Genomic DNA, 15,840 nt, shown 5'->3' on the forward strand with positions numbered 1-15,840 from the left:
GACGGGTTTTTATAGGGTGGCGGTTAGGCCAAGGGGTTATGGGGTTATAACCGCGCCCTTCAGCGCGGCTCGATGCTGACCCAATATGGGCTGTGGTAGCTGACGCGGATCGGCAGCGAACGCTCGAGCAACTGCAGGCTGCGGTCGCTGTCGTCCAGGGGATAGATGCCGCTCAGGCGCAGGTCGGCCACCTGGGGGCTGAGGCGGATGATGCCGCGCCGGTAGCCGCGCAAGCTGTCGATCACCTCGCTCAGGGGGCGGTCGCGGGCCTCGAATACCCCCGAGGTCCAGGCGCTTTCATGGCCCTTGGCACGCTCCAGCAGCAACAGTTGCCGAGCGTCGAAACGCAGGCTTTCGCCGGCCTCGACCACCTGCCGCGCGCCACTGGCGGTGAGCACCTCGACCTGCGAATGCAGCATCACCAGGCGCGTCCAGTCCTCGCCGCGCTCCACCAGGAACTTCGTGCCCAAAGCCCGCATGCGCCCGTGTTCGGTTTCCACCACGAAGGGCCGCTGCGGGTCCCTGGCCACGTCCACCAGCAGTTGACCATTGCGCAGTTGCAACAACCGCTGTTGGGCATCGAAACAGCTCACGACCTGGCTGCGGGCGTTGAGGGTCAGGGCGCTGCCGTCGGCCAGGGAGAAATCGCGGCGCTCGCCGGTGCCGGTGTACAAGGCGCCCGCCTCGGGCAGCAGGTTGTAGCGTCGGCCGAGCAAGGTCGCGGCCAAGGCCAGGGCCATCACACTCAGGCTGCCGCCGATAAAACGCCGGCGGCTCGACGGCGCATTCAGGCTGTGCAGCAGGCTGTCCCGGGACAGGTTGCGCAACGCCTGGCTGCGCAGCGCCCCCAGGCCGCCACCCATCAGCACGATGATCTGCTCGTGCTGCGGGTCGGCGGCGCGCCAGTCGTGGAATGCCTGGCGTTCTTGGGCGTTCATCTGCCCCGATTGCAGGAGGGCCATCCATTGCGCGGCTTCATCCACCAGCGCCTCGTTCGCGCGCGGCCGGCTCATGCGTCGACCATCGCCTGATAACAGCGCTTGAACGCCTCGGCCATGTACTGCTGGACGCGACTGGTGGACACCCCCAACTGCTGGCCGATTTCGGCGTAGGTCAGGCCGTCGAGCTGATGGTAGAGAAAGGCCGCCTTGGCCTTGGCGGACAAACCGTTGAGCAAGCGGTCCACAGCCAGCAGCGCTTCGATCACCAGCGCCCGCTCCTCGGGTGACGGGTGCACCGGCGTCGGCGCCAGGGCCAGGCTTTCCAGGTAGGCGCGCTCCAGGTCCTGGCGCCGCCAGCCTTCGTAGACCAGGCGCCGGGCGATGGTGGTCAGCAGCGCCCGGGGCTCGCGAATGGCCGCCGGGTCCGGCAGGGCCAGCACCCGCACGAAGGTTTCCGAGGCAATGTCCTGGGCGCTGTGATGGCAGCCCAGGACGCGACCCACCGAGGCACACAGCCACTGATAGTCGCGTTTGAACATCTGCCCGATCAGTGAGTAATGAGGGTTCCGATTCGCACCCATGCCTGGCTCCCTCACAAGACAGCTCCCCCTCTCGAAATCGTCTGGCTGGTTCGGGACATTGCCGACCCAGGATTAGGGGAGCGACTGTGCAACAGGGCTGAATCCATTTGGAAGTAATTAAAAATTTACCCAGGCTAACTAACGAATATATGTAATCCGGCGCCTCGCGGCGCCGCCCGACGCACTTGATTGATCTCGGTCAGCAGGACGCCCAAAGGTCCTCTCTACTCTGGCGCCTCCATCGGCCAGGGACGGCTTTCGGAACGGCCGGCCCCGCTTCATCCTCAAGGAAGAGTCGCTATGCAATCGCTGAAGATCATTCTGCTGTCCACCGCCTTCAACGGTCTCACCCAGCGTGCCTGGCTGGACCTGCGCCAGTCCGGCCATCGTCCCAGCGTGGTGCTGTTCACCAACGAAGAAGACGTTTGCCGGCAGATCGAACAGGCGGACGCCGACCTGGTGATCTGCCCCTTCCTCAAGGACCGGGTGCCCGAGCAACTGTGGCGCCACCCGACCCGCCCGGTGATCATCATCCACCCGGGCATCGTCGGCGACCGCGGCGCCAGCGCCCTGGACTGGGCCATCAGCAACAACCTCGAGCGCTGGGGCGTCACCGCCCTGCAGGCGGTGGAAGAAATGGACGCCGGGCCGGTCTGGTCCACCAGGGAATTCAAGGTGCCGGCGCAGGTGCGCAAGTCCGAGCTGTACAACGGGCCGGTGGCCGACGCGGCGATCTACTGCATCCGCGATGTGGTGGAAAAATTCGGCAGCGACTTCGTCCCTGTGCCCCTGGACTACAGCCAGCCGCAGGTGCGCGGCCGCCTGCAACCGAACATGAAACAGGACGACCGCAGCTTCAGCTGGCACGACAGCGCCGCCTTCATCAAGCGCTGCATCGACGCCGCCGACGGCCAGCCCGGGGTCCTGGCCAGCCTCGCCGGCGGGCAGTACTACCTGTATGACGCGCACCTGGATAGCCGCAGCGGCATCCCCGGCGAACTGCTGGCGGTGCACGACGATGCGGTGCTGGTGGCCTGCGGCGACCGCAGCCTGTGGATCGGCTCCCTCAAGCGCAAGGCCCGGCCGGGCACGGAACACTTCAAGCTGCCGGCCCGCCATGTGCTGGCCGGCCAACTGGACGGCGTGCCTCACCTGCACTGGTCGGTCGCCAGCGAGCCGTTCAGCGACGAGACCTACCAGCCGATCCGCTACCGCGAGTCGGGCCACGTCGGCGAGCTGACCTTCGAGTTCTACAACGGCGCCATGAGCACCGAACACTGCCAGCGCCTGGTCAGCGCGCTGCAATGGGCCAAGGCCCGGGACACCCAGGTGCTGCTGATCAAGGGCGGGCGTGGCGCGTTCTGCAACGGCGTGCACCTCAACGTAATCCAGGCCGCGCCGGTGCCGGGCCTGGAAGCCTGGAACAACATCCAGGCCATCGACGACGTCTGCAAGGAGCTGCTCAGCGCCCGCCAGCTGGTGGTCAGCGGCCTCACCGGCAATGCCGGGGCCGGCGGCCTGATGCTGGCGCTGGCGGCCGACGTGGTGCTGGCCCGGGCCAATACAGTCTACAACCCGCACTACAAGAGCATGGGCCTGTACGGTTCGGAATACTGGACCTACAGCCTGCCCCGCGCGGTCGGCCAGGCCATGGCGCACAAGCTCACCGACGAATGCCTGCCGATCAACGCTTTCCAGGCCCTGCAGATGGGCATGGTCCAGGAAGTCGGCCCGCGCTGCCCCGACGAGTTCGGCCTGTGGCTGCTGCAGCGGGCCAACGCCGTGCTGACCGAACCGAAATACCAGGCCCTGCGCGAGCGCAAGGCCAACGCCGACCCGCAACTGATGCAGCACTGCCGCAACGCCGAGCTGGAACAGATGCACCTGGACATGGTGCAGAACCGCCACGGCTTCGCCGAGAAATGCGCCGGCTTCGTCTACAAGCGCAAGACCTGCTGCACCCCGCAGCGGTTGATCGAGGACTGGGCCGTGCCACAGCCAGACACCTTGAGCGCCTGATCCCCCCGCCCCTGTAGCCGCTGGCGCAGCCTGCGATCGACCCGCAGGGGCGCGGCGTTTTCAAGATCGCTGAAGGCCCTGCGGGCCTTGTCGCAGCCTCGCAGGCTCGGCAGCGGCTACAGGCTGCAACAACAACGCCACCAGCGCCGTCCAGCCGGTCTGGTGGCTCGCCCCCAGGCCGCGGCCGGTGTCGCCGTGGAAGTATTCATGGAACAGCAGCAGATCCCGGTCCCGGGGATCGGCCTGCAACTGCGCGTAGGCACACATCGATGGGCGGCGCCCGTCCTCGTCGCGCAGGAACAGGCGGGTCAGGCGCTGGCTCAGGCTGTCGGCGACTTCCTCCAGGGACGCCAGGTAGCCGGACCCGCTGGGGTATTCCACCGAGAAGTTGTCGGCGTAGTAGCGATGAAACTCGCGCAGCGACTCGATCAGCATGTAGTTGATCGGCATCCACAGCGGCCCGCGCCAGTTGGAGTTGCCGCCATACAGCCGTGAGTCGGAATCGGCCGGCGCGTAACGGGCGCGCAACTGATGACCGTCGACCTGCAGGGCGAAGGGGTGTTCGGCGAAGACCCTGGACAGCGAGCGGATACCGAACTCGGAAAGAAACTCCGCCTCGTCGAGCATGCGCTTGAGCAGGTCCTTGGTGCGCTCGCCGCGCAGCAGTGCGAGCAACAGGCGATTGCCCTGCCCCGGCTCGTTCCAGCGCGACACCAGGCTGGCCAGGTCCGGCCGATGGTGCATGAACTCCAGCAAACGCTCACGCAGCCCCGGCAGGCATTCGTGTTCATGCTGTTCCAGCACCTGCACGGCGAACAGCGGCATCAGGCCGACGATGGAGCGCAGGCGCAGCGGTTCGTTGCCACCGTCGGGGCGATGCAGCACGTCGTAGAAGAACCGGTCCTGCTCATCCCACAGCCCTGTGTCGCCGTTGTCCAGCCGGTTGATGGCGCCGGCGATGTACAGGAAGTGCTCGAAGAACTTCACCGCGATGTCCACGTACACCGGGTTGCGCCTGGCCAGTTCCAGGGCAATGCGCATCAGGTCCAGGGCATAGGCCGCGACCCAGGCGGTGCCGTCGGCCTGGTCCAGGGTGTAGCCCGGCGGCAAGGGCGCCGAGCGGTCGAACAGCCCGATGTTGTCGAGGCCGAGGAAACCACCCTGGAACAGGTTGCGCCCTTCGGCGTCCTTGCGGTTGACCCACCAGGAGAAGTTCAGCAGCAGCTTGTGGAAGATCCGTTCGAGAAAGTCCATGTCGCCCTGGCCGGTCAGGGCCTTTTCCCGCTGGTACACCCGCCAGCTGGCCCAGGCATGCACCGGCGGGTTGGCGTCGTCGAAGCGCCACTCGTAGGCCGGCAACTGCCCGTTGGGATGCATGAAGCGGTCTTTGACCAGCAGCAACAACTGGTGCTTGGCGAAGCCCGGGTCGATCAAGGCCAGGGCCACCGCCTGGAAACCCAGGTCCCACGAGGCGTACCAGGGGTATTCCCAGGTGTCGGGCATGGCCACGATGTCGAAGTTCGCCAGGTGCCGCCAATGGCTGTTGCGCAGATGGGCGTGTGACGCCGGCGGCGCAGGCTGGCCGGGATCGCCATCGAGCCAGCGGTTGACGTCGAAATCGTAGAGTTGCTTGGACCACAGCAGCCCGGCCAGGGCCTGGCGCTGCACATTGCGTGCGTCGGCATCGGCGATGCCCTGTTGCAGCGCGGCGTAGAACGCATCGGCCTCGGCCCGCCGTTGTTCGAACAGGCTCCGGGCGCTGACCTGGGGCGAGCCAGCCGGAGCAAAACGCAGGTATACGCTTTTGCTCTCCAGCCCGGCCAGCTCCAGGGTGAAGTGAGCGGCAGCGCGGGTTCCGCCGTCACGGGCAATGGCGCTGGCGGAGCCTCCCAGCAGGTAGTCGTTGATCCCGTCCTTGAACGGACCGGGCGCGGCCAGGCCATCGAGTCTCGGGAAGTTGGTTTCGTTGTTGCAGAACAGCCACTCGCAACGCTCCGGCCCCCAGGCGCTGACCTGCATCGGCGAGCACCGCGGATGCCGGGCCAGCAATTGCTCGCCCTCCAGGCGCAAGCTCGGCTTGCGCGAGTCGCCGCCCCAGCTCCAGGTATTGCGCGCCCATACCTGGGGCAAGACCCGCAAACGCGCCGGCTGATGAAAACGGTTGTGCACCGTGACCCGCATGAAGATGTCGTCGACCGCGTGCTTGGCGTATTCCACGGTCACGTCGAAGTAGCGATCGTCCTCGAATACCCCGGTGTCGAGGATCTCGTACTCGGTATCGTCCAGGCCGCGCCGGGCGTTTTCCCGCAGCAGGTCCTCATAGGGAAAGGCCGCCTGCGGGTATTTGTAGAGCATGCGCATATAGGCATGGCTAGGCACGCCATCGAGGTAGAAATACAGCTCCTTGACGTCTTCGCCGTGATTGCCTTCGGCGTTGTTCAGGCCGAACAGGCGTTCCTTGAGAATGCTGTCGCGCTCGTTCCACAGGGCCAGCCCCAGGCACCAGTGCTGGGCCTTGTCGGAGAACCCCGCCAACCCGTCCTCGCCCCAGCGGTAGGCCCGACTGCGCGCATGGTCGTGGGGCAAGTAGGCCCAGGCATCGCCATCGGCGCTGTAGTCCTCGCGCACCGTGCCCCACTGCCGCTCGCTCAGGTACGGCCCCCACTCGCGCCAGGGTTCGCAGGCCTCGCCATTGAGGCGCTGGCCTTCGACCGTTTCGAGGATGCTTGCCGCCGCTGCTGCCGTCATGGGGGTGTCCGTGAGCCATGGAGGTGAAAGCCAGTGTAGGGGCTGGTGGCGCCGGCGGCCCATGACAAATGTTTCATGGTGCGAGGCGCCCATCACCCAGGTCCTCCCGCAGGCAGAAGCTTGGCTAGGCTATAAGCATGCCCCGTGAATGCCTGGGAGGTCCGATGAACCGCGCGATCCTGAGCCCTTTGAGCCTGGCCCTGGCCCTGGCCCTGTTGGCCGGCTGCGCCAGCCCGCCCGAAGTCATCGACAAGGAAGCGGCGGCCATCGCCGAAGGCGTGCTGGCTTTTCGCGATATCTGCCTGAAGTCCGCGCCCTCCTTCGCCGGGGCCGACAGCGCGGCCAAGGCCTATGGCATCGCCAGGCTGGACAATGCCGGGTACGCGCGGATGGGGCTCAGGCCGGACCACAGCCTTGGGGTCCAGGTGCAGAAAGGCAAGCAATGCGCGGTGACCACGCCGGCGCAGCGGGACAAGACCCTGACCGTGCAATTTCTCAAGCTGGCCGAGCAGTTCTCCAGCACCCCGGTGGCACAGCACCTGCCGGCGAAAATCACCCTCGACCAGCAGACCTTCCTGCTGATGCACGACCGGCGCGGCGGCGAAGCCTATGTGATGTTGAAGCAGCCCTGAAGCGCAACACCTTCACTCAGGCGGCGACAGGTGCGCATAGCACACCGGCGAACTGCCCTCGCCCTGGCGGTCCAGCTCGTCCTCCAGCCACTCGGCCAGCACCCGGGCATTGTTGTGCGCTTCATCGTGGGCCGAGTACACCAGGGTCAGGCGGCCCTTTTGCGCACGTTCCAGCAACGCCCACCAATGCTCGGGGCGGGCCGCCAGTTCCTGGCGGTAACGGTTGCGGAAGGTGGCGAAATCCAGCTCGCCGGACTTGAAGGCGCGACGCAATCCGCTGGACGGCGCCAGGTCTTTCAACCACTCATCCAGCGGCAACCGGTCCTTGCGACAGTTGCGCGGCCACAGGCGGTCCACCAGCACCCGATAGCCGTCGTCGGGGCTCGCCGGCTCGTAGGCGCGTTTGCACAGAATCATGATTTCCTCCCGTCTATGGCAGCGCATGGCCTGCCATCAGCTTAGTGGCTGGACACAGGATGGAGGACCTTCGACAAGTGCCCCGCCGCCACTCACCCTGGTTCTGATTACGACCCTCCCACATCGAAAACGACACCTCGCCCCCAGGACGATTGACGCAGCGGGCCCAGCCCTATTAAGTACTATTTATCCGCATTAATACGATAAATCGAAAACATGCTCAAACGACCTGTTCGCCGCAAACGCCAGAAGCTTTCCGACGTGATTGTCGAGTCGGTCAAGCGTTCCATTGTGATCAACGCCCTGCGTCCCGGCGATCGCTTGCCGACCGAGCGCGAGCTGATGGAAAGCTTCCAGTGTTCCAAGGGTTCGGCCCGCGAAGCGCTCAAGGCGCTGGAGGTCGAAGGGCTGGTCAATACCCGCACCGGCCCCAGCGGCGGCGCCTACCTGAACCAGGCCGGCACCGAACCGGCGAGCCGCGCCCTGCGCAATTACCTGCACTTCCAGCAGATGGACGGTGAGCAGGTGTACCAGCTGCGCAAGGTCATCGAGGTAGAGCTGGCGGTGTCGGTGATTGGCCGCCTGAGCGCCGACGACTTTGCAGCGCTGCAGGCCAATATCGACTTCTGCAGCGCCCCGGAAGACAGCGAGGCCGGCCAGCGCGAACAGCGCATCGCCGAGCTGGAATTCCACAACCTGCTGGGCCGCGCCTGCCCCAACCCGCTGCTGAGTTTCATGGCGCAGTTCCTCAACGACCTGCTGCGCGACCTGGTGGTGCTGAAGAAGGCCTACAAGCCCAAGCGCAAGCAGTTCGACGCCGCCAACCTCGATTACCACAAGCGCCTGTTGCTGGCCTTCAAAGCCGAGGACGAAACCGCGGTACGCCAGCTGATGCACGAACACATGTGCGACGCCGAACACCATATGAGCGCCCTCGAGGGCGAGGTCACCCAACACTTCCTGCTGGAGTTCGACCACCACCATTGATAACCGCCGCACCCGCCACACGCCGCTTCGCCAATAACAAAGCCTGAACACAGGCTGCTGCGCCGTTTTGCCATTGCCACTCCTGCCAATAACTAAACCAGGGAGTTACCCCATGCAGCGTCGTACGTTGTTGAAAGCCAGTCTGACCGTTGCCGCAGGCCTCAGCCTTCCGCTGGGGGTGCGCAACGCCTTTGCCGCCGAACCCTTTACCTTCTACGGGCTCAAGTCGATGTCCGGAGCCTTCGCCAGCTACGGCAAGTTCGCCGACATGGGCTCGCGCCTGGCGGTGGAACAGTACCCGACCCTGCTCGGCCGCCCGCTGAACTACAAGGTGATCGACACCGAAGGCAACGCCGGCAAGGCGGTGCGCAAGGTGCAGGAGGCGATTGCCCAGGACGGCGCGCGATTCTTCCAGGGCTGCACCCTGTCGTCTTCGGCGCTGGCGGTGGCCAAGGAGGTGGGCAAGGTCAATGGCGTGTTCATGACCCCGGTGGGCGCCGACGAAGTCACCGGCAAGGACTGCAATGCCTCGACCTTTCGCTGGTCGGTGCCGACCTACGGCGCCATTCGCGAAACCATGGTGCCGCTGATCAAGCGCCTGCCCGAGGCCAAGCGCTGGTACACCATCACCCCGCAATACGTATTCGGCGAAGCACTGCTGGAAGGCGCCAGACAGGTCTGCGCCGAGCATGGCATCGAGCACGTCGGCAACAGCTATCACTCGTTGCAGGAGCAGGAATTCTCCGGCTACCTGACCAACGCCATCGCCACCCAGCCCGACGTGCTGGTGCTGCTCAACTTCGGCAGCCAGTCCTCCAACGCCCTGCGCCAGGCGGTCAACTTCGGCATCAAGGAACGCATGAAAGTGCTGCTGGTGTGGTCCGCCGGGCTCGACCAGTTCCAGGAACTGGGCAGCGACGTGCTCGAAGGCGTCTACCTCGGCGCGCAGTACTGGCACCAGGTCGACACCCCGCTCAACCGCGAGCTGGTCAAGCTGACCCAGGCCAAGTACGGCATCAACCCCACCTACCCGCTGGCCGCCGACTACATCGGCACCCGGATCATGCTCGACACCATAGTCGCCACCGGCAGTTTCGACGGCGCGACCGTGGCCAAGGCCATGCAAGGCCTGACGTACCAGGGCCCGACCGGCGAGGAAAGCATCCGCGCCGGCGACCATCAGGTGATCAAGGATTACTACCTGCTGCAGGGCAAGGCCACGGCCAACATGCGCGACAAGGACGACCTGGCCGAAGTGCTCAGCTCCGGGCGCTCGTTCCCGGATGTCGGCGCCACCGGCTGCAACCTGGCCTGACCCCGACCGACCTTTTCATCGCTGGCTAGAGGCAGCGGGCCGCCCGACGACAGTCGCCGGCCCCCTGCCGAGGGTACCCGCATGCTCAATCTTTACCTGTTCCAGATCCTCAACGGCCTCGGCCTGGGGATGATCTACTTCCTGATCGCAGTGGGCCTGACGATCATTTTCGGCCTGCTGAACTTCGTCAACTTCGCCCACGGCGCGTTCTTCCTGCTCGGGGCCTACATCTGCTACACCGCCGTCAGCCTCACCGGCAGCTTCTGGCTGGCGCTGCTGGTCGCGCCGCTGGTGGTCGCGGCCCTGGCCTGGGCCATCGAGCGATTATTGATCCAGCGCATCTACCACCTGCCCCACACCTTCCAGATCCTGGTGACCCTGGGCATCGCGCTGATCATCCAGGAAGCCAGCGTGCTGATCTGGGGCCCCGTCGGCAAAAGCGTCGCGGTGCCGGAACTGCTGCGCGGCGTGCTGATCGTCGGCGACTTCGTCTACCCCTACTACCGCCTGTTCCTCATCGTCTTCTCGGCGCTGGTCGGGCTGGCGCTGTGGCTGCTGCTGGAGCGCACGCGCTTCGGCGCCCTGGTGCGCGCCGGCAGCGAAAGCACCGAGACCGTGTCGCTGCTGGGCACCAACATCTTTCGCCTGTTCTCCATGACCTTCGCCCTCGGCGTGGCCCTGGCCGGGATTGCCGGGGTGCTGTTCGCCCCATTGCGTGGCGCCCAGCCCTTTGTCGGCCCGGAAATCCTCGGGGTGGCCTTCGTGGTGGTGGTGATCGGCGGCATGGGTTCGTTCAGCGGCGCGCTGGTGGGCGGCCTGCTGGTGGGCGTGGTGCAGAGCCTGATGACCACCCTCTGGCCGCAAGGCGCCAGCCTGATGATCTACGGCGCCATGGCGGCGGTGATTCTGGTCCGTCCCTACGGCCTGTTCGGGAGAGCATGAACATGAGCGAGAAAAATCCCCTGCCGTTCGCCAAGACCCAGTCGCGCGCCCTGCCGTGGCTGGTGGTCGCGGTACTGATCGGCCTGCCGCTGGTGCTGCCGTCGGCGACCCTGGCCACCGAGATCCTGATCTTCGCCCTCGCGGCGCTGGCCTGTAACCTGCTGCTGGGCTACACCGGTCTGCTGTCGTTCGGCCAGGGCATCTTCTTCGGCGCCGGGGCCTACTGCGCCGCGCTGCTGATGATCCACCTGCAGCTGGGCCTGTTCAGCGCCCTGTTCGGCGCGGCCCTGGTGGGCGCGCTGCTGGCGTTGCTGGTGGGCGCCCTGGCGATCCGGCGCACCGGCATCTACTTCGTGATGCTGACCCTGGCCTTCAGCCAGATGGCCTACTTCATCGCCTACACCCTGAGCGACTGGACCGGCGGCGACAACGGCCTGCTCAGCGTGCCGCGCCCGGAGATCCGCCTCGGCGACAGCGTGCTGCTGTCGCTCGGCGACGCGCGCTACTTCTACGCCTTTGTCGCGGTGCTGTTCCTGCTGATCTTCATCGGCGCGCGCCGGGTGATCGCCTCGCCGTTCGGCAGCACGCTGATGGCGATCCGCGAGAACGAAACCCGCGCCGCCGCCATCGGCTACGACACCCGGCACTTCAAGATCCTGGTGTTCATGCTGTCCGGCGCAGTCACCGGGATCGCCGGGGCGCTGTACGCCATGCTCCTGCATTTCGTGCCGCTGTCGAACATCGACCTGGCGATGTCGGAAAACATCCTGATCATGACCATAGTCGGCGGCACCGGCTCGCTGTTCGGCTCCCTGCTGGGCGCCGGTTCCATCGTGCTGCTCGGCGAGTTCCTGTCCGACCTCTGGCCACGCTGGCTGATGCTGCTGGGGATCATCCTGATCCTGGTGGTGGTGTTCATGCGCGGCGGTTTGTGGGGCGGCTTGTCGAGCCTGTTCGAACGCATCCGGGGGCCACGCAAGGCGGCCCTGCCGACCGAGGAGAAACTGTCATGACGCAGTACCTGCTGCAAACCCAGGACCTGGAGCTGGCCTATGGCGCCTTCCACGCGGTCAACGGCGTCAACCTGAAGGTCGAGGCCGGCACCATCCACACCATCATCGGCCCCAACGGTGCCGGCAAGACCAGCCTGTTCCACTGCCTGACCGGCGAACGTCAGGCCACCGCCGGGGCGATCCTGTTCAACGGCAAGAACATCATCAAGAAACCGGCCCACGGCCGGGTCGGTCTGGGCATGGCCCGTTCGTTCCAACTGACCAGCCTGTTCCAGAACCTCAGCGTGCGGGAAAACCTGCGCCTGGCCGCCCAGGGCCGCGATGGCCTGGCGGCGCTGAACTTCTGGCGCCACGTCGACAGCCGCCGCGAACACCTGGAGATGGCCGACCAGGTGCTCGAACGCCTGCAACTGACGGCACGCGCCGACACCCTCGCCGGCGAACTGTCCCACGGCCAGCAGCGGGTGCTGGAAGTCGGCATGTCGATCTGCTCCAGGCCGAAACTGCTGATGCTCGACGAGCCGACCTCCGGCATGGGCATCGACGACATCCCGATCATGACCCAGCTGATCAGCGACCTGGGCCGCGACCACACGGTGCTGCTGATCGAACACAACATGAGCATCGTCATGTCCATCAGCCAACGCATCACCGTCATGAGCCACGGCCAGATCCTGGTCGAGGGCACACCGCAATTCGTCCGCGCCGACGAGCGCGTGCGCATCGCCTACCTGGGAGAAGCCGCCTGATGCTGACCGTCGAGAATATCCATTCCTACTACGACAAGAGCCACGTCCTCGAAGGCGTCTCGCTGCAGGTCGACGCCGGCGAGCTGGTGACCCTGCTGGGGCGCAACGGCGCGGGCAAGACCACGACCCTGCGCAGCATCCTCGGGATCATCTGCCCGCGCCAGGGGCAGATCCGCTTCAACGGCCAGGAGCTGGTGGGCAAGAAGATCTTCGAGATCGCCCGCCAGGGCCTGGCGCTGGTGCCGGAACACCGCGGCATCTTCCGCCTGCTCAGCGTCGAGGAAAACCTGCGCATCGCCCAGCGCAAGAGCAGCCGCTGGCAGCTGGAGGATGTCTACGGCATGTTCCCGCGCCTCAAGGAGCGGCGCAAAAACGCCGGCCACGCGCTGTCCGGCGGCGAGCAGCAGATGCTCGCCATCGCCCGTGCCCTGCTCAACGATCCCAAGCTGCTGATTCTCGACGAACCCACCGAAGGTCTGGCCCCGGTGATCGTCGACGAGCTGGTGAAGATCCTGCGCAAGATCAAGGACGACGGCCTGCCGGTGCTGCTGGTGGAACAGAACCTGATGGTCTGCGACAAGCTCGCCGACCGCCATTACGTCCTCGAACAGGGTCGTGTGGTCTACCAGGGCAGCGCCGCCGACTTCCGCGCCGACCCGAGCATCAAGAACCGCTACCTGGCCCTGAGCGCCTGAGGGGAGAGATGAAATGAACCGTCCGATTGTGTCCGTACCCCCGTTGCAAGACAGCACCCCGCTGGTCAACCGCGAACGCCTCTGGCAATCGCTGATGGACCTCGCGCGGCTGGGCGCCACCGCCAAGGGCGGCGTGTGCCGCCTGGCCCTGACCGACCTCGACCGCCAGGCCCGCGACCTGTTCGTGCGCTGGTGCGAAGAGGCCGGGTGCAGCGTCAGCATCGACGGCATCGGCAATATCTTCGCCCGCCGCGCCGGGCGTAACCCGCAGCTGCCGCCAGTGATGACCGGCAGCCATATCGACACCCAGCCCACCGGCGGCAAGTTCGACGGTTGCTACGGGGTGATGGCCGGCCTGGAGGTGATCCGCACCCTCAACGACCTCGGCCTGCAGACCGAGGCGCCGATCGAGGTGGTGGTCTGGACTAACGAAGAAGGGTCGCGCTTCCCGCCGTGCATGATGGGCTCGGGGGTGTTCGCCGGTAAGTTCGACCTCGACGACACCCTGCGCAAGCAGGACGAACAGGGGCTGTCGGTGGGCAGCGAGTTGCGACGCATCGGTTATGCCGGCTCGCGGGCGGTGCTCGGCCATCCGGTGGGCGCGTATTTCGAGGCGCACATCGAACAGGGCCCGGTGCTGGAAGACCGCCAGACCACCATTGGCGTGGTCATGGGCTGCCTCGGCCAGAAGTGGTTCGACCTGACCCTGACCGGGGTCGAGGCCCATGCCGGGCCGACGCCGATGCACCTGCGCAAGGATGCCCTGGTGGGCGCCGCCCAGGTGATCGGCGCGGTCAACCGCATCGCCCACGAGCAACAGCCTCACGCCTGTGGCACGGTCGGCTGCCTGAGCCTGCACCCGGGCTCGCGCAATGTGATTCCCGGCCAGGTGCAGATGACCCTCGACCTGCGCCACCTGCATGCCGACAAACTGCAAGCCATGGTCGACGAGGTGCGCCAGGTGATCGAGGACACCTGCCAGCAGCACGGCCTGGGCTTCGAACTGACCCCCACCGCCGATTTCCCGCCACTGGACTTCGACCCCGCCTGCGTCGCCGCGGTACGCCAGGGCGCCGAACAGCTGGGCCTGAGCCATATGGACATCGTCAGCGGCGCCGGGCACGACGCGATCTTCATCGCCGAGCTGGGCCCGGCCGGAATGATCTTCGTGCCCTGCGAAGGCGGCATCAGCCACAACGAAATCGAAAACGCCGCGCCCCAGGACCTGGCCGACGGTTGCGCCGTGTTGCTGCGGGCCATGGTCAACGCGGCGCAAGCAGGAGCGACGGCATGACCCGACACCGCGAAATCGCCGAGATGAGCGGCGTCGAACTGCTCGCCCATTACCGTGACAAGCGCCTGTCGCCGGTGGAAGCGACTGAGGACGCCCTGGCGCGCATCGAGCGCTTCAACCCGCAGGTCAACGCCTATTGCCATGTCGACCCGCAAGGCGCGCTGGACGCGGCAAAAGCCTCCGAGCAGCGCTGGTTCAAGGGCCAGCCCTGCGGTGCGCTGGACGGCGTGCCGGCCTCGATCAAGGACCTGACCCTGACCCGTGGCATGCCCACCCGCAAGGGCTCGAAAACCACCTCCGCCAGCGGCCCCTGGGACGTCGATGCACCCTTCCCGGCCTTTATGCGCAACGCCGGCGCGGTGCTGCTGGGCAAGACCACCACCCCGGAGTTCGGCTGGAAAGGCGTGACCGACAACCCGCTGTACGGCATCACCCGCAACCCCTGGGACACCCGCACCACCGCCGGTGGCTCCTCCGGTGGCGCGGCCGCCGCGGCCTCGCTGAACCTCGGCGTGCTGCACCAGGGCAGCGATGCCGGTGGTTCGATCCGCATTCCCTGCGCCTTCACCGGCACCTTCGGGATCAAGCCGACCTTCGGCTACGTGCCGCAGTGGCCGGCCAGCGCCATGACTATCCTCTCGCACCTGGGGCCGATGACCCGCACCGTCGACGATGCGCTGCTGATGCTGCAAACCGTCGCTCGCCCGGATGCCCGCGACGGCCTTGCCGGGGCCCCACGCAGCACGCCCTGGTTGCCGCAGAGCACTGACCTCAAAGGCCTGCGTATCGCCTACAGCGCCGATTTCGGCTACGTGAAGGTGCAGCCACAGGTGGCGCGGGTGGTGGCCCGGGCGGTGGAACGCCTGGCGCAACTGGGTGCCGATGTCGAGCAGGTCGACCCGGGGTTCAGCGACCCGCTGGAACTGTTCAATACCCTGTGGTTCGCCGGCGCCGCGCGGCTGGCCGGGCAACTGAGCCAGGAGCAACGCCAGCAGCTCGACCCGGGCCTGCTGCGCATTGCCCGGCAGGGTGAAGGCATCAGCCTTCACGACTACACCCTGGCCCTGGAAGCCCGCGCGGCGCTGGTGGCGCACATGGCCGGGTTCCACAGGCGCTACGACCTGCTGGTCTCGCCCATGCTGCCGCTCACCGCCTTCGCCGCCGGGCACAACGTGCCACCGGGTTCCGGCCTGGGCGAATGGATGGAATGGACGCCCTTCAGCTACCCCTTCAACCTCACCCAGCAACCGGCCGCCTCGGTGCCGTGCGGCTTCGCCGAGGACGGTTTGCCGGTGGGCCTGCAGGTGGTGGGCGCGCGGTTTGCCGATGATCAGGTGCTGCGCCTGTGCCGTGCCTATGAGCAGGCGTTCCCGAGCCCGCATCCGCAGGCGCCGCGGATCAAGGACTGACAGCGCTCATGAGGGGCATCGCTAGCGATGCCCTTTTTGACTACCGCTCGATGCCCTTGGGCCGCTGCCGAGCCTCGTCGGCTGGACAGCGGCCAAGG

The 15,840-nt window shown here is 66.3% G+C and carries 14 protein-coding genes; 10 read left to right on the top strand and 4 right to left on the bottom strand.

Annotated features, from left to right (window positions below; all coding sequences use genetic code 11):
* Positions 1–59: 59 nt before the first annotated feature.
* Together AC07PQ_RS03440 and AC07PQ_RS03445 are read right to left on the bottom strand one after the other, a co-directional pair.
* A complete protein-coding gene (locus AC07PQ_RS03440; RefSeq protein ID WP_493184428.1) occupies positions 60–1,013 on the bottom strand; it encodes a FecR domain-containing protein in 954 nt (317 codons plus the stop codon).
* On the bottom strand, positions 1,010–1,522 hold the full coding sequence (locus tag AC07PQ_RS03445) for a sigma-70 family RNA polymerase sigma factor (protein WP_007921828.1): 513 nt from the start codon (positions 1,520–1,522) through the stop codon (positions 1,010–1,012). The genes AC07PQ_RS03440 and AC07PQ_RS03445 overlap by 4 nt, the downstream gene beginning before the upstream one ends.
* Before the next feature lie 300 nt (positions 1,523–1,822).
* Between AC07PQ_RS03445 and AC07PQ_RS03450 the strand changes: the two genes are divergently transcribed.
* Positions 1,823–3,541 (top strand): hydrogenase maturation protein, encoded by a 1,719-nt coding sequence (locus AC07PQ_RS03450; protein WP_493184427.1) that lies wholly within the window; start codon positions 1,823–1,825, stop codon positions 3,539–3,541.
* 60 nt (positions 3,542–3,601) lie between these two features.
* Here AC07PQ_RS03450 and AC07PQ_RS03455 read toward each other — a convergent pair whose 3' ends face one another.
* A complete protein-coding gene (locus AC07PQ_RS03455; protein WP_493184426.1) occupies positions 3,602–6,289 on the bottom strand; it encodes an MGH1-like glycoside hydrolase domain-containing protein in 2,688 nt (895 codons plus the stop codon).
* Positions 6,290–6,453: 164 nt separating this feature from the next.
* On the opposite strand from AC07PQ_RS03455, the gene AC07PQ_RS03460 reads away from it, so the two are divergent.
* On the top strand, positions 6,454–6,921 hold the full coding sequence (locus AC07PQ_RS03460) for a hypothetical protein (RefSeq protein ID WP_493184425.1): 468 nt from the start codon (positions 6,454–6,456) through the stop codon (positions 6,919–6,921).
* Between the two features lie 12 nt (positions 6,922–6,933).
* On the opposite strand, the gene AC07PQ_RS03465 is transcribed toward AC07PQ_RS03460, so the two are convergent.
* Positions 6,934–7,338, bottom strand: coding sequence for a DUF488 domain-containing protein (locus AC07PQ_RS03465; RefSeq protein ID WP_007932335.1), 405 nt, complete (start codon positions 7,336–7,338; stop codon positions 6,934–6,936).
* Between the two features lie 216 nt (positions 7,339–7,554).
* Between AC07PQ_RS03465 and AC07PQ_RS03470 the strand changes: the two genes are divergently transcribed.
* The 8 genes from AC07PQ_RS03470 to AC07PQ_RS03505 all read left to right on the top strand — a co-directional run bounded on the left by AC07PQ_RS03470 (position 7,555) and on the right by AC07PQ_RS03505 (position 15,742).
* On the top strand, positions 7,555–8,325 hold the full coding sequence (locus AC07PQ_RS03470; RefSeq protein WP_085534255.1) for a FadR/GntR family transcriptional regulator: 771 nt from the start codon (positions 7,555–7,557) through the stop codon (positions 8,323–8,325).
* A gap of 112 nt (positions 8,326–8,437) precedes the next feature.
* Complete coding sequence (locus tag AC07PQ_RS03475) at positions 8,438–9,640, top strand: ABC transporter substrate-binding protein (RefSeq protein WP_493184424.1); 1,203 nt, start codon at positions 8,438–8,440, stop codon at positions 9,638–9,640.
* 81 nt (positions 9,641–9,721) lie between these two features.
* Positions 9,722–10,582 (top strand): branched-chain amino acid ABC transporter permease, encoded by an 861-nt coding sequence (locus AC07PQ_RS03480; protein ID WP_009044477.1) that lies wholly within the window; start codon positions 9,722–9,724, stop codon positions 10,580–10,582.
* Positions 10,583–10,584: 2 nt separating this feature from the next.
* Positions 10,585–11,595 carry a branched-chain amino acid ABC transporter permease gene (locus tag AC07PQ_RS03485; RefSeq protein ID WP_007932339.1) on the top strand — a complete coding sequence of 337 codons (1,011 nt, stop codon included), beginning with the start codon at positions 10,585–10,587 and terminating at the stop codon, positions 11,593–11,595.
* A complete protein-coding gene (locus AC07PQ_RS03490; RefSeq protein WP_007932340.1) occupies positions 11,592–12,344 on the top strand; it encodes an ABC transporter ATP-binding protein in 753 nt (250 codons plus the stop codon). The genes AC07PQ_RS03485 and AC07PQ_RS03490 overlap by 4 nt, the downstream gene beginning before the upstream one ends.
* Positions 12,344–13,039, top strand: coding sequence for an ABC transporter ATP-binding protein (locus AC07PQ_RS03495; RefSeq protein ID WP_007932342.1), 696 nt, complete (start codon positions 12,344–12,346; stop codon positions 13,037–13,039). The genes AC07PQ_RS03490 and AC07PQ_RS03495 overlap by 1 nt, the downstream gene beginning before the upstream one ends.
* A 13-nt stretch (positions 13,040–13,052) precedes the next feature.
* The gene (locus AC07PQ_RS03500; RefSeq protein WP_087091543.1) at positions 13,053–14,333 is read left to right on the top strand and encodes a Zn-dependent hydrolase; all 1,281 of its coding nucleotides are present in this window, start codon (positions 13,053–13,055) and stop codon (positions 14,331–14,333) included.
* Positions 14,330–15,742: an amidase gene (locus AC07PQ_RS03505; RefSeq protein WP_007932347.1), complete on the top strand. Its 1,413-nt coding sequence runs from the start codon at positions 14,330–14,332 to the stop codon at positions 15,740–15,742. Before AC07PQ_RS03500 ends, AC07PQ_RS03505 begins: the two co-directional genes overlap by 4 nt.
* Positions 15,743–15,840 lie beyond the last annotated feature (98 nt).

This window comes from Pseudomonas sp. GW821-FHT09E12, from assembly GCF_059416085.1.